At 69.8% G+C, this 13302-nt stretch carries 9 protein-coding genes; 7 read left to right on the top strand and 2 right to left on the bottom strand.

What is annotated here, in order from left to right; genetic code table 11:
• Nucleotides 1-63 precede the first annotated feature (63 nt).
• From F0U63_RS23490 to F0U63_RS23475, 4 genes are all read left to right on the top strand, one after another.
• Entirely contained in the window at nucleotides 64-1374 is a 1311-nt protein-coding gene (locus F0U63_RS23490; protein ID WP_395848147.1) for a hypothetical protein, read from the top strand.
• Nucleotides 1371-2711: a hypothetical protein gene (locus F0U63_RS23485; RefSeq protein WP_395848146.1), complete on the top strand. Its 1341-nt coding sequence runs from the start codon at nucleotides 1371-1373 to the stop codon at nucleotides 2709-2711. The genes F0U63_RS23490 and F0U63_RS23485 overlap by 4 nt, the downstream gene beginning before the upstream one ends.
• Before the next feature lie 157 nt (nucleotides 2712-2868).
• A complete protein-coding gene (locus F0U63_RS23480; RefSeq protein ID WP_395848145.1) occupies nucleotides 2869-4911 on the top strand; it encodes a hypothetical protein in 2043 nt (680 codons plus the stop codon).
• Complete coding sequence (locus F0U63_RS23475) at nucleotides 4908-6248, top strand: hypothetical protein (protein WP_395848144.1); 1341 nt, start codon at nucleotides 4908-4910, stop codon at nucleotides 6246-6248. Before F0U63_RS23480 ends, F0U63_RS23475 begins: the two co-directional genes overlap by 4 nt.
• A gap of 16 nt (nucleotides 6249-6264) precedes the next feature.
• On the opposite strand, the gene F0U63_RS23470 is transcribed toward F0U63_RS23475, so the two are convergent.
• A complete protein-coding gene (locus F0U63_RS23470) occupies nucleotides 6265-7323 on the bottom strand; it encodes an acyltransferase domain-containing protein (protein WP_395848143.1) in 1059 nt (352 codons plus the stop codon).
• Between the two features lie 313 nt (nucleotides 7324-7636).
• Between F0U63_RS23470 and F0U63_RS23465 the strand changes: the two genes are divergently transcribed.
• The 3 genes from F0U63_RS23465 (at nucleotide 7637) to F0U63_RS23455 (ending at nucleotide 12553) form a co-directional block, all read left to right on the top strand.
• Nucleotides 7637-9439 carry a serine/threonine protein kinase gene (locus F0U63_RS23465; protein WP_395848142.1) on the top strand — a complete coding sequence of 601 codons (1803 nt, stop codon included), beginning with the start codon at nucleotides 7637-7639 and terminating at the stop codon, nucleotides 9437-9439.
• 65 nt (nucleotides 9440-9504) lie between these two features.
• Nucleotides 9505-11208 carry a sensor histidine kinase gene (locus tag F0U63_RS23460; protein ID WP_395848141.1) on the top strand — a complete coding sequence of 568 codons (1704 nt, stop codon included), beginning with the start codon at nucleotides 9505-9507 and terminating at the stop codon, nucleotides 11206-11208.
• 67 nt (nucleotides 11209-11275) lie between these two features.
• Entirely contained in the window at nucleotides 11276-12553 is a 1278-nt protein-coding gene (locus F0U63_RS23455) for an extracellular solute-binding protein (protein ID WP_395848140.1), read from the top strand.
• An 18-nt stretch (nucleotides 12554-12571) separates the two neighbouring features.
• Here F0U63_RS23455 and F0U63_RS23450 read toward each other — a convergent pair whose 3' ends face one another.
• Nucleotides 12572-13267 (bottom strand): fumarylacetoacetate hydrolase family protein, encoded by a 696-nt coding sequence (locus F0U63_RS23450; RefSeq protein WP_395848139.1) that lies wholly within the window; start codon nucleotides 13265-13267, stop codon nucleotides 12572-12574.
• Nucleotides 13268-13302 lie beyond the last annotated feature (35 nt).

The following is a 13302-nucleotide window of genomic DNA, read 5'->3' as shown; positions in this document are numbered from 1 at the left end:
TACACCCACTACTCCCGGCAACGAGGCCAGCTCCCCCCGTCCTACCAGGAGGACCTCGACGAGGTGGAGCGGGAGGGGGCGAAGCAGCACTACTCGGCGGGCAACGTGCTGCTGGGCAGCGTGGACCACGTCACCTTCGGCGTGCCGCTGGGCTTCTACTACCTCGCGGCGGGGACGGGCCACGGGCTGTCCTCGCTCTCGCGGGGCGAGTACGAGCAGGCCGTGCGCGAGCTGACGCCCGTCGCGCTGCTGGCCACCCTGTACGTGGGGGGCAAGGGCGTGCGTACGCTCCACGAGGCCCGGGGAGGAGGAGTCGGACTCCAGTGGGGACTCGGGACGGTGAAGGTGCGAGTGAGGCTCCTCGCGGAGAGGACGAGGGAGCTGCGAACACGGCTGGGTACGGGCGAGGAGGGACTGCGCGAGCTGGCCCGCTACATCCAGGCCAGTCGTGAAGCGGGCCGCTTCGTGGCCGTGGGGGGAATGGACGCGGCGCTGGCCCTGTACGAGGCCCGGGGGGAGGTGGCCAAGGCGCGGCCCCTCATGTCCAGGGCCAGGCCCGGGGCCACGGGCGCCCCACCGGGGCGCCAAGGCACCCTGGCCGCGCTGGTGGACGAGGGGGTGGGCCATACACCGGCGGTGGTGGAGGCGAAGCTGGCGGCCGCGGAGCAGGAGGCCACGGGCCCGCGCCTGCCCATGGACGAGAGGGTGCTGCGGCAGCACCGCCCGGCTCTCGACACCCCGCCACCCGAGGCCCGGGGCAACCCGCGCTGGCGCGAGTACGTCGACTACTACGAGAAGCGCTTGGGCGAGGTGAAGAAGGGCGAGGCCAGCAAGGGCCCCCTGAAATGGGAGGGCTACGAGCGGCTGCGCCGGTGGTTTGCCCGGGGCATGGCCTTCGAGCGCGACATGGTGAAGCGGGTGCGAGAGGACGCATTGAAGCCTCGGGCCGAGCGCCGCTTCCTCGGGGACTTCGACAGGCCCCGCGTTGAAACACAGGTGGGCGTGAGGAAGCCAGCCTCCGGCCTGCGCTACGCGGACGTGCTCGTCATCGAGGAAGGCGCGCTCGGCAGGCACCCACGGCGCGTGGAGACATTCAGCTTCAAGAGCCGAGATCTCGCGCTACTAGAGGAAGACGCAATGAAGGCGCAGATGAAGGCAGACGCGAGCGAGGCCCTACGGAAATACGGCGAGACGCTGGATATCCGTAGAGACTCCCTCCGGTCCCTGTTGCCAGGGGGCAGTGAGGTGCAGGTCCCGAGGGTACGCCTCATCTATGAGGGGGGCGCCCTCAAGCCCACGGATGTCAACCTGTTGAAGAGAGCCGTAAGCGAAACCAAGGCAACGGTTCCGGGAGTCGAGGTGGTGTTTCAATGAAGCGGCTGAGCGTGCATGATCTGAAACCGGAGGACCGCCTCCGACTCGAGTTCGACACTGTCTTCGACCAGCAGGAGGCGCTGGAGAAACAATTGGAGCCCTTTCTCCAGGCACTTGAAGAGCACGCCAACGAGTGGATGCCGGACGTTGTCAATGGCAAGCGGCAACGAAAATACTCTCGCCCTTCCTTCTGGAAGGCCCTTGAGGAGCGGCGCGACGGGAACACCTCAGGCCTCGGGCTCTATCGCACAAAGTGGCCCGCGTTGGACATGTCGCTCAGTCTCTGGTTTCCACCGTTGCATCCCAAGCTAGGAATATTCATCAACGTAAAGCCCCTCTCCTTCTTTGGGTTGGCGGAGCGCTGCCATGACTTCATTGAAATGGTGCGCGCATGGGCCTCCCATTATCCCGTTACACATGCCATGGCTTACAGCAGTGATGACATGATACTGGCGGGCTCTCCCAATTTCGGCCGCGACGACGAGACGGAGTACCGAGACGGATTCGACAAGATCTACGAGGTGTGCTGGCTCAACGTCTTCGGCCCCAAGCTGGTGGAGATCGTAGGCCGCGAGCGCATCCTCTCCACCCCTGCCCACCGTGTAGAGGAGTTGCCCAATGGCTCCGTGCTCCTGGTGACGTGGCCCACCGTGGCGGATTTCGCCAGCAAGGAGGCACGGCTCGCCCAGGCCCGCGCCCACGCCCACCTCCGGCCGGACCTCGACTTCGACACCATTCTGCGCTCCCTGCATGAGCGCAGTGCCACGCTCGCTCCCGTGGAGCCCCGCTTCCACCCGGACCTGGCTGCGCTCCTCTCGCGTGTGGTGGACCGCGCCGCCAGCCACGAGCGCCAGCGCAGGATCGCCGAACTCAACGCATGGCAACCCCCCGAGCCCGAGGAGTGGCGCCCCGCCGACTCCGCCCTGCCCCCGGACGTGGAGAATGTGGAACTCGCCCGCGAGCACTACAGCACCCTCGCCGAGCACCTGGTGGCGCTGCTGCACTCGGAGGTGCCGTCCGTCTTCGCGGCGACGCCCGAATCCCTCACGGATGCCGACTTCTACTTCTGGCGCGAGGACTTCCCGAAGAGCCGCCCGCGGGAAGCCCTCGACGAGCACGCGCTGCCCGCCATCGGCGCGTACCTGGGCGAAGTGCTGGTGCGCCACCTCGGGGGCCGGTGGATTCCGCGCCAGAAGCTCGAGGAGGCCCAGGTGCTCGTGGGCCACCGCGTCTGGTTGCCCTTCCTTCGGGCCCAGCGCTTCATGAGCTCGCGACAGGCGCTGCTCGACTATTCGCTCACCCAACTCTTCCGCGCCGCCGAGCGTCACCTCGGCTGAACAGACGCCAATGCGCCAGCGCATGCTCCAGCACGAGCAGTTCCCCCGTCACCTCAAGCGAATCGCTCAGGGTCATGCCAGAGGGAAGGACGTCTGCAAGCCACCTGCTAGAGTAGGAGCCCTCTGCCTGGGGGCTTCATGACGTCACGGGTGCTCAATGCGCGCTGAGGCCCGGGCGCACGGGTGGGTGGCACTGCTGGCGGCGGTGCTGCTCTCCACCGGCTGCGTCACGCTCTCGGGCGAGGAGCTCGCGGACGTGGTGGCCAGCGCGGGGCCTGTCCCCCAGGAGCGGCCCTCGTGTGGAGGTCAGGCCGTGCCCGCGGGCTGGCCCGACTTCTCCTCCCACGACAGCCAGGCCCTCCTCGCCCCCTTCCTCGCGTGCAGCTCGCCCGCGGAATACGTCGCCCTCCAGGAGCACGTGGACATGCCCCGGCTGGTGGAGTCGCTCACGGACTGGGATGCCGTGCGCCTGGGCTCACTGGGGCCCGTGCGTGAGGACGCCGCCGGCCTGCTCAACCGCAAGCGGCTCTCCTTCCTCCTGCTGGCCACGGACAAGTATGGCGTCGCCCCCGCCGAGGTGTTCGTCCGCTACCTGCTCGACTCGGCCCATGACGAGGAGCTGCGGGAGCTTCTCTTCTGGCTGGCCCGGGACAAGCGGCTGGATGCCACGCTGGGGCGGATGCCCCGAGCCCGTGCGGAATTGGAGGCGCGCGGCCTGAAGCTCTCGGCGCGTCCGGACAGGGACTTCCAACCCGGAGACCTGCTGCGGGGGGCGGGCCGCGCCGTCACCGACCTGCTCACCCACGAGCAGCAGAAGAATGCCTGGTACACCCACTACACCCAGCAACGAGGCCAGCTCCCCCCCTCCTACCAGGAGGACCTCGACGAGGTGGAGTGGGAGGCGGCCAGGCAGCACTACTCGGCGGGCAACGTGCTGCTGGGCAGCGTGGACCACGTCACCTTCGGGGTGCCGCTGGGCTTCTACTACCTCGCGGCGGGGACGGGCCACGGGCTGTCCTCGCTCTCGCGGGGCGAGTACGAGCAGGCCGTGCGCGAGCTGACGCCCGTCGCGCTGCTGGCCACCCTGTACGTGGGGGGCAAGGGCGTGCGTACGCTCCACGAGGCCCGGGGAGGAGGAGTCGGACTCCAGTGGGGACTCGGGACGGTGCGGGGGCGAGTGAGGCTCCTCGCGGAGAGGACGCGGGAGCTGCGAGCTCGGCTGGGCGCGGGCGAAGAAGGCCTGCGAGAGCTGGCCCGCTACATCCAGGCCAGACGTGAGGCGAGCCGCTTCGTGGCCGTGGGGGGAATGGACGCCGCGCTGGCCCTGTACGAGGCCCGGGGGGAGGTGGCCAAGGCGCGGCCCCTCATGTCCAAGGCCAGGCGCGGGGCCACGGGCCCCCCCCCGGAGCGTCAGAGCACCCTGGCCTCGCTGGTGGATGAGGGGGTGGGCCATACACCGGCGGTGGTGGAGGCGAAGCTGGCGGCGGTGGAGTTGGAGGCCACGGGCCCGCGCCTCCCCAGGGACGCCAAGGTGCTGAAGCAGCACCGCCCCTCCCTCGATGCCGTGCCGCCCGAGGCCCGCGGCAATCCGCGCTGGAGCGAGTACGTCGACTACTACGAGAAACGCTTGGACGAGGTGGAGAAGGGCACGGCCGCCGAGGGCCCCCTCAAGTGGGCGCCCTACGAGCGGATGCGCGCGTGGTTTGCCCGGGGACTAGCCTTCGAACGTGACATGGTGCGGCTACTGCAAGAGGACGCGAAGACGCCTCGGGCCGAGCGCCGCTTCCTCGGAGACTTCGACAGGCCCCGCGTTGAAATGCAGGTGGGCGTGAGGAAGCCGGGTCCTGGCCTGCGCTACGCGGACGTGCTCGTCATTGAAGAGGCAGGAACTGGCGGGCTGCCACGGCGCGTGGAGACGTTCAGCTTCAAGAGCCGCGCTCTGGCGCTGCTGGAAGAAGGAGCCCTGAGACGTCTGGTGATTGAGGACGCGAAGGAAGCTCTACGGAAGTATGGAGGGCATCTGGACATCCGCCGGGATTCCCTCCAACGCTTTTTCGGTGCAGCTGACGAGGTTCCCGTTCAGCGAGTCCGCCTCGTTTACGAGGGGGGCGCACTCAAGCCCACGAAGGTAGACAACCTGGATGCAGTCGTGACCGCTGCCGAGGAAGCGGTTCCGGGAGTGGAGGTGCTGTTCCAATGAATCGACTGAGCGTGCACGATTTGAAGCCGGAGGATCTCCTTCGACTCACCTTCGTCGGAGGCTTCGACCAGCAGGCCGCACTGGAAGGAGAGCTGGAGCCCTTTCTCCAAGCGCTCGAACGGTACGCCGATGGGTGGATGCCGGACGTTGCTGAAGGCAAGCGTCGACGCAAGTACGCTCGCGCCGCAATCTGGAAGGGTTTACAAGAGGGGCGCGACGATGTGTTCACGAGCTTGGGATTTTATCGCACGGAGTGGCCCGCGCTGGACATGACGCTCTGGCTCTGGCTACCTCCCCGACCTCCCAAGCTGGACATCGCGGTCAATGTGCAGCCGCTTTCTTTCTTTACCGAGGAGGAGCGCTGTCACCAGGTCGTGGAGATGGTGCGCGCCTGGGCCTCCCGCTACCCGGTCAGTCATGCCAAGGCTCACAGCGCCGATGACACGGAACTGGCGGGCTCTCCCCGTTTCGGACGCGATGAGAAGACTTCTCGGAAGGATGGTTTCGACAAAGTTTACGAGGTGTTCTGGCTCAACGTCTTTGGTCCGAAGCTGGTGGAGGCTGTCGGCCGCGAAAGGATGCTCTCCACACCAGCTCACCGTGTAGAGGAGTTGCCCAATGGTTCCGTCCTCCTGGTGACGTGGCCCACCGTGGCGGATTTCGCCAGCAAGGAGGCACGGCTCGCCCAGGCCCGTGCCCACGCCCACCTCCGGCCGGACCTCGACTTCGACACCCTTCTGCGCTCCTTGCATGAGCGCAGTGCCAGGCTCGCTCCCGTGGAGCCCCGCTTCCACCCGGACCTGGCTGCGCTCCTCTCGCGTGTGGTGGACCGCGCCGCCAGCCACGAGCGCCAGCGCAGGATCGCCGAACTCAACGCGTGGCAACCCCCCGAGCCCGAGGAGTGGCGCCCCGCCGACTCCGCCCTTCCTCCGGACGTGGAGAATGTGGAACTCGCCCGCGAGCACTACAGCACCCTCGCCGAGCACCTGGTGGCGCTGCTGCACTCGGAGGTGCCGTCCGTCTTCGCGGCGACGCCCGAATCCCTCACGGATGCCGACTTCTACTTCTGGCGCGAGGACTTCCCGAAGAGCCGCCCGCGGGAAGCCCTCGACGAGCACGCGCTGCCCGCCATCGGCGCGTACCTGGGCGAAGTGCTGGTGCGCCACCTCGGGGGCCGGTGGATTCCGCGCCAGAAGCTCGAGGAGGCCCAGGTGCTCGTGGGCCACCGCGTCTGGTTGCCCTTCCTTCGGGCCCAGCGCTTCATGAGCTCGCGACAGGCGCTGCTCGACTATTCGCTCACCCAACTCTTCCGCGCCGCCGAGCGTCACCTCGGCTGACTCGTCCCAGGGCGGCCTAGCAGCCGTCCTCCACGGACGAGTCCACCACACGGAACCGGGTGCCCGTCCGGCTCTCGCGCGGGCGGGGCCCGGACAGGCGCCGCAACGTCTCCAGCATGTGCTGGGTGGCCTCGCGTCCGCGCCGCATCGACGCGAGCACCGTCCCGGCCCGCCCCGCGTACTCCAGGCACGACTCCAGCCAGTGCTTCACCAGCGGATGCGGGCTGATCTCCAGGAACACGTCGTGCCCGCGCGAGATCAACGCGCCCGTGGCCTCGCGGAACAACACCGGCTCGGTGAGGTTGCGCACCCAGTGCTCCGCGCCGAGCCGCCGCGCCGCCACGTCGCCTCCCGTCACCGTGGAGAAGAGCGGCAGGCGCTCCGTCCGGGGACACAGGCCCTCGAGCCGCTCGCGCAGCTCCTCGCGGAAGGGCTCCACCTGGGGACAGTGCGCCGCCACCTCCGAGTCCACCCAGCGCGCCACCACGCCCTGCCGCCGCCAATGCGTCAGCGCCTGCTCCAGCACGGCCGGCTCCCCCGCCACCACCGTCCAGTCGGGGCTCGCGTGGATGACCCGCCACAGCTGCCCCTCCAGCCCGGGCGGCGCCTCTCCCGCCCGCTCCCACGTCAGCCCCACCACCGCCATCGCCCCCCGGCCTCGCAGCCGTCCCATGGTGCGCCCCTGCTGGCAGATGACGCGCATGGCGTCCTCCAGCGACAGCACCCCGGCCACCTGCGCCGCCGCCACCTCGCCGATGCTGTGCCCCACCACCGCCGCCGGCTCCACGCCCCACGAGCGCCACAGCGCCGCCAGCGCCAGCTCCATCGCCACGATGGCCGGACAGCTCACCTCGATGTCCCCGAGCGGCGCCTCCCGCTGCGTCACCGCCTCCAACAGCGACCACCCCAGGTGCCGGCGCACCTGCGCGTCACACGCGCTCAGCACCATCTCGAACACGGTCGAGCGCTCCAGCAGCTCCCTCCCCATGCCCACCCACTGCGACCCCTGCCCGGAAAACACGAATACCGGACCGAGCCGACTCGCCTCGCGTTCCGCATCAGTCTCGTGTCGCATCCGGGGCTCCTCGGAGGACCATCCCAGACCCACTCCCGCATTGCAGGCCAGGTGGACTGCTCGTGAAGGTGGGTAAAGACAGACTCAGTGAAGTAATTCAGTACACATGGATTTTTACCCCGATTTTCCAGCCTCGTGAAGAAATTTTTCCGGAATCCGCGACTTATTCGTTTTCCGTCCGGGGATGGACGAATTCGTTGGACATCGGCACATTCATGCCCTTGCTCGATCTGTAGCTCACCAGGCAGGAATGTGTGAGTTGCCCCGCCATGGTCTGGCGGAGGATGTGAGAGAGCCGTAAAACGTCGAACCCATGCAGGTTCGCTACCAGTTGCTCGGCCCCCTCTTTCCAGGCGAAGGCGCCAACCGGCCCCATCTCGCCCTTTCTCTCGAGGAGGGCAAGCCCCCTCGACCCGTCGTGTTGATCTGGGCGCCTGCCGAGATCGCCCAGGACGCCGCGGCGCTGGCGCGGCTGCGCAAGGAGACGGAGCGCGCCGTCGTCTTCGAGCACCCCAACATCCTCCGGGTCCATGCCCTGGTGACGCTGGACGGACGCGTGGCCCGGGTGACGGAGTACGCCGACGGCGAGCCCCTGCGCCACGTGCTGGAGGGCTGTCCGCGGCTGCCGCCCCTGTTCGCCGCGCTCATCGCCATGGAGGCGGCCACGGGGGTGCATTACGCCCACGTGGCGGGCAACGACGACGGCACGCCCTACGTGCACGGAGATCTGCGGCCGGAGACGCTGATGATCTCCGCCCAGGGCCAGGTGAAGGTGACGGGCTATGGCGCGCTCGGCGTGGCGCCGCGCGAGAAGGATGGCCGACGGGTGCGCAACCGCCGCCTGTACAGCGCGCCCGAGCAGTTGCTCGGTGGCCGCGAGGCCTCGTCCGTCCCCACCGACGTGTTCCTCCTGGGCTTGCTGCTGCACGAGTGCCTCTCGGGGCGCAAACCCTTCCAGGACTCGATCGATCGGGACAAGGCCATCCTCTCGCGGCCGCTGCCGCCGCTGCCGGAGGACGTGCCGCTCGCCTACAACGAGATCATCCGCCGCGCCACGGCCAAGCGCTCCAAGGAGCGCTACCCGACGGCCCTCGCCTTCCGCGAGGCCCTGGAGGCGCTCGTGGGCGAGCCGCCCTCGCCCACCGCGCTCGCCGAGTTCCTCATCCGGCAGATTCCCCACGACAACGAGATGCGGCGCTTCCGCAAGGCGATGATCGAGCGGGGCATGGCCGAGCTGGCCCAGAACACCCCCCCCGCGCTTCCCGCGCCCGTGGCCGCCGGCGCCGTGGCCCCGCCTGCTGGGGCTCCCGTGTACGTGGCCCCACCTCCGGGGACGCCCGTGTACGCATCCCCTCCCCCGGGAATGCCCGGTTACGCGCCGCCCCCACCAGGGGCTGCCGGGTATCCGGTCGCGCCCCCCACATCCGCCATGCGCTCGCGCCTCGCGGTGGGCGCGCTCGCCTTCGTGGGCACGCTCTTCTTCGTGAGCGCCGTGGGCTTCATCTGGAAGAACGTCCAGCACGAGCCCGAGTACCTGGGCCCCGACGCGGGCGTGGCCGCCGACGTCAACACCCCGATGATCGTCGAGGAGGTGCCGGCGCCGTCCGACGCGGGTGTGGCGGTGGCCCCGAGCGCGCCGCCCAAGGCGGGCGCCTCGGCGCCGCTCACGCCCGTGCAGATCTTCGTCACGCCCGAGGTGATGCTCTACGTCGATGGCCGCCAGGTGGGCCGCTCGCCCCAGACGGTGCCCATGACGCCCGGCCGCCACCTCATCTCCCTGGTGGATGCGAACCGGGGCCTGCGCACCGCGCGCAGCATCGACGTGCGCGCCACCCAGGAGAAGGTCCAGTTCAACATGCGGGTGAACCTGGGCTCCGTGCTCATCCTCGCCGAGTCGGGGGCCAAGGTCTTCCTGGATGGCCAACCCCTGGGCGTGGCCCCCGTGGCCGAGTACCCCGTCTTCGAGGGCGAGCACCACGTGCGCGTCATCAACCCGGACAAGAGCGTCCAGGAGCGGGACTTCGTCATGCCGGGCTCCCCTCCCGGTGAGCGCATCGTGCTCAACGCGAAGACCTCCGACGGCAGCGAGGGCGTCGCGAGCGAAGCGGGAGAGTGAAGTCGCGGGGCCTCCGCCATGCGTCGTCATGGCGGGAGGCCCGGGAGGCGCGGTAAGGAGGGCGGATGGCGGGCGAGAGAATCGCTGAACGTGTCTCCGTACTCCTGCGGCGGTTGTCTCGCGTTCATGGCGCGGTGGTGATGGCGGTGGGGCTCGTGGTCCTCACCGCGTGGGTGCTCGACATCCCCTCGCTCAAGGGGCTGCGGCCGGGCCTGCCCACGATGAAGGCCAACTCGGCCCTGTGCTTCATCCTCTCGGGAGCGGCCCTGGTGATCGCCGGCCTCACGCGGCCCCCACCCGCGCTGCGGCGCGCCTGGGTGGCGAGCGCGGGGCTCGTGGTCCTCCTCAGCGCCCTGACGCTCGTGCAGTACGCCCTGGACATGAACCTGGGCCTGGACGAGCTGCTCGTGGTGGATCCCGCGCGCAACGTGGAGCTTGGCTACCCGGGGCGCATGGCCCCCAACACCACCCTGTGCTTCCTGCTGCTCGGGCTGGCGCTCCTGTGTCTCGAGGTGGAGACGCGGGTGGTGGGCTGGCCCTCGCAGTACCTCGCCGCGCTCGTGGGCGTCATCGCCCTGGTGGGCCTGGCGGGCTACCTCTACGGCCAGCGGGAATTCACCGGCATCGCCCGCTACACGCAGATGGCAATTCACACCACGGTGTGCTTCCTGCTGCTGGCGCTCGGCGTCTTCGAGGCCCGCGCCACCCGGGGCGTCATGCGGGTCGTCTCCGGCCCGGGCCTGGGAGGGGCGCTCGCGCGCTGGCTGCTGCCTCCGGCGTTCGTGCTGCCCATCCTCATCGGGGGCGTGGTGCTCTGGGCCTACCACTCCGCGGCCTTCCCCCTGCCCTTCGCCCTGTCGCTCATCGCCTCGGGCAACGTGATGATCTTCACCGTGCTGGTGTGGGCGGCCGCGTTCGCGCTGGACCGGGCCGAGTCCCAGCGCCTGCGCATCGAGGAGGAGCGCATCGGCCTCCAGGCCCGTGAGCAGGCCGCGCGCGACGAGGCCGCCGCCCAGCAGCGCGAGCGCACCCGGGCGGAGAACGCCGAGCGCGACGCCCAGCGCGCCGTGCGTGAGCGCGAGGACATCCTCGCCGTGGTGAGCCATGACTTGAAGAACCCGCTGAGCAGCATCGGCATGAGCACCCGGCTGCTGCGGCGGCTGATCCCCGAGGGCGAGGCCGGCGAGCGGATGCGCAAGCACACCCACACCATCGAGCGCTCGGTGGAGCGGATGGATCGGCTCATCCGGGATCTGCTCGACATGGCGAGCCTCCAGGCGGACCAGTTGAAGCTGAACCTGGAGTCCCACGACGTGGAGGAGCTGGTGCGCGAGGGCCTGCTGCTGCTCGAGCCGCTGGCGGTGGAGGCCTCCATCGAGCTGCGCACGCGGCTGCCCGCGGAGCGCTGCCAGGTGCGGTGCGATCGGGATCGCTTCTTCCAGGTGTTGAGCAACCTGGTGGGCAACGCGCTCAAGTTCACCCCCGAGCGGGGCACGGTGACGGTGGAGGTGGCGCCCGAGGCGTCCGCGGTGCGCTTCCTGGTGCATGACACCGGCCCGGGCATTCCTGCCGAGGCGCTGCCCCACCTCTTCGAGCGCTTCTGGCGCGTGGAGGGCACGGGCAAGAAGGGCACGGGCCTGGGCCTCGCCATCAGCCGGGGGCTCGTGGAGGCCCAGGGGGGCACCCTGGACGTGCGCAGCGAGGAGGGCCAGGGCAGCACCTTCTGCTTCACCCTGCCCCGGGTGTCCGCGCCCGCCCCCCCGGGGTGAGCCGGCGGGCGGGGCATGCGATGGTCCTCCTCCCGGCCACCCGGCCGCGCCCCAAGGAGTCCCCCGCATGAAGAGCCGTTCGTCGCTGTCCCTCCTGCTTCTGCTGCTGCTCGCCTCGTGGAGCGCGAGCGCCCGTGCCGCCGAGGTCGTGGTGTGGCACGGCTACCGCGCCGCCGAGCGCACCGCCCTGGAGAAGGTCGTCGCCGCGTACAACGCCGCCCAGGGCGAGTCCGGCACGCGGGTGAAGCTGCTCGCCATCCCCTCGGATGCCTTCACGGACAAGATCTCCGCCACCCTGTCGCGCGGCGTGGGCCCGGACGTCTTCGTCTTCCCGCAGGACAGGCTCGGCGGCTGGGTGGAGGGCGGCGCGCTGCTCGAGCCGCTCGACTTCTTCCTGGAGCCCGCCGTGCGCGAGCGCTACGTGCCGGGCACCCTCGAGGCGATGACCTACCGGGGCTCCGTCTACGCCCTGCCCCTGAACTTCAAGGCCATCACCCTCATCTACAACAAGAAGCTGTTGCCCACCCCGCCGCGCACCACGGGCGAGCTGCTCTCCGCGTGCAAGGCCTTGCGCGCGAAGACGCCGGACAAGTCGAGCGTGTGCCTCGCCTACCCATACACGGACTTCTACTACCACGCGGCCCTGATGCATGCCTTTGGCGGGCGCGTGTTCGATCCGGGCCCCCAGGTGCGGCTGGACGCGCCGGAGAACGTCAAGTCCCTGGAGCTGCTGCTGCGCTGGACGTCCCAGGAGGGCCTGTTGCCCGCCGAGCCCTCCACGGCGCTCGTCACGAGCCTGTTCAACGAGGGCAAGGCGGCGCTCGTCTTCTCCGGCCCCTGGTTCGTCGGGGAGATCGCCCAGGGCATCGACTACGGGCTGGCGCCGCTGCCCACCGTGGACGAGGCGGGCGGCAAGCCGCTCAAGCCATGGATGACGGTGGAGGGCGTGGGCATCTCCTCGCACTCGGCGAACAAGGACGCCGCCTATGACTTCGTGCGCTACCTCACCGGCCCCGAGGGCGCGCGCCTCATGGCCACCCAGGGCCGGCAGAATCCCGCCTTCGCCCCCATCTACGAGGACAAGGCCCTTGGCGCGGACCCCGTGCTCGCCGCCATCCGCGAGCAGGCGAAAACGGCCCTGCCCATGCCCAACCTGCCGGAGATGACCATGGTCTGGTCCCCCGCGGCCTCGGCCATGAACGCCGTGCTCCACAAGCTCGCCACGCCCAAGGCCGCGCTGGACGAGGCCCAGCGCACCGTCCAGAAGAGCGTCACGGCCCTGCGGCGGGGCGCCAAGGCCCCGGCCAAGGCTCCGGCCAAGGCTCCGGCTCCCGCGAAGAAGTGAGCGCGGGCGGGCGGCGCGTCAGCTCAGGGTGAAGGACACCGTGCCCACGCCCTCGATGCCGCCCTCCACGCGGTCTCCGCGCGACAGGGGGCCCACGCCGTGGGGCGTGCCGGTGAAGATCAGATCTCCCGGCTCCAGGCGCCAGAGCTGCGACGCCTTGGCGATGATCTCCGCCACGTTCCAGATCATGTCCGCGAGCTGGCCGTCCTGCTTCGTCTGGCCATTCACGTTGAGGTGGATGCGCCCCTTGGGCAGCTCCCCGCCCTCGGCCCGGCGCAGCACGCCGATGGGCGCCGAGGCATCGAAGCCCTTGGACGCGTCCCACGGGCGCCCTTCCTTCTTGGCCACGGCCTGCAAGTCCCGGCGGGTGAGATCCACCCCCGCCGCGTAGCCGTACACCAGGCCCAGCGCCTGCTCGGGCGTGACGTTGGACCCGCCCCCCTTGAGCGCCACCACCAGCTCGATCTCGTAGTCGAGCTGCGCGGTGGAGGGCGGATAGGGCACGGGCTCGCCCGGCACGCGCACCGCGTCGGCCGGCTTGGAGAAGAAGAACGGCGGCGTGCGCGTCGGATCCCCTCCCATCTCCCGGGTGTGGGCGCCGTAGTTCTGGCCCACGCAGTAGATGCGGCGGATGGGGAAGCGGGCCGATGTACCCTCGATGGGCAGGCTGGGACGCTCGGCGGGGGCGATGACGAAGTCGGTGGCTTGGCTCATGGCCCCTACGCTTAACGCGCCGGGCCCCCCCGGCG

This window comes from Cystobacter fuscus (assembly GCF_044360685.1).
GTDB lineage: Bacteria > Myxococcota > Myxococcia > Myxococcales > Myxococcaceae > Cystobacter > Cystobacter fuscus_C.
This window is presented reverse-complemented; position numbering and strand designations above follow the sequence as displayed.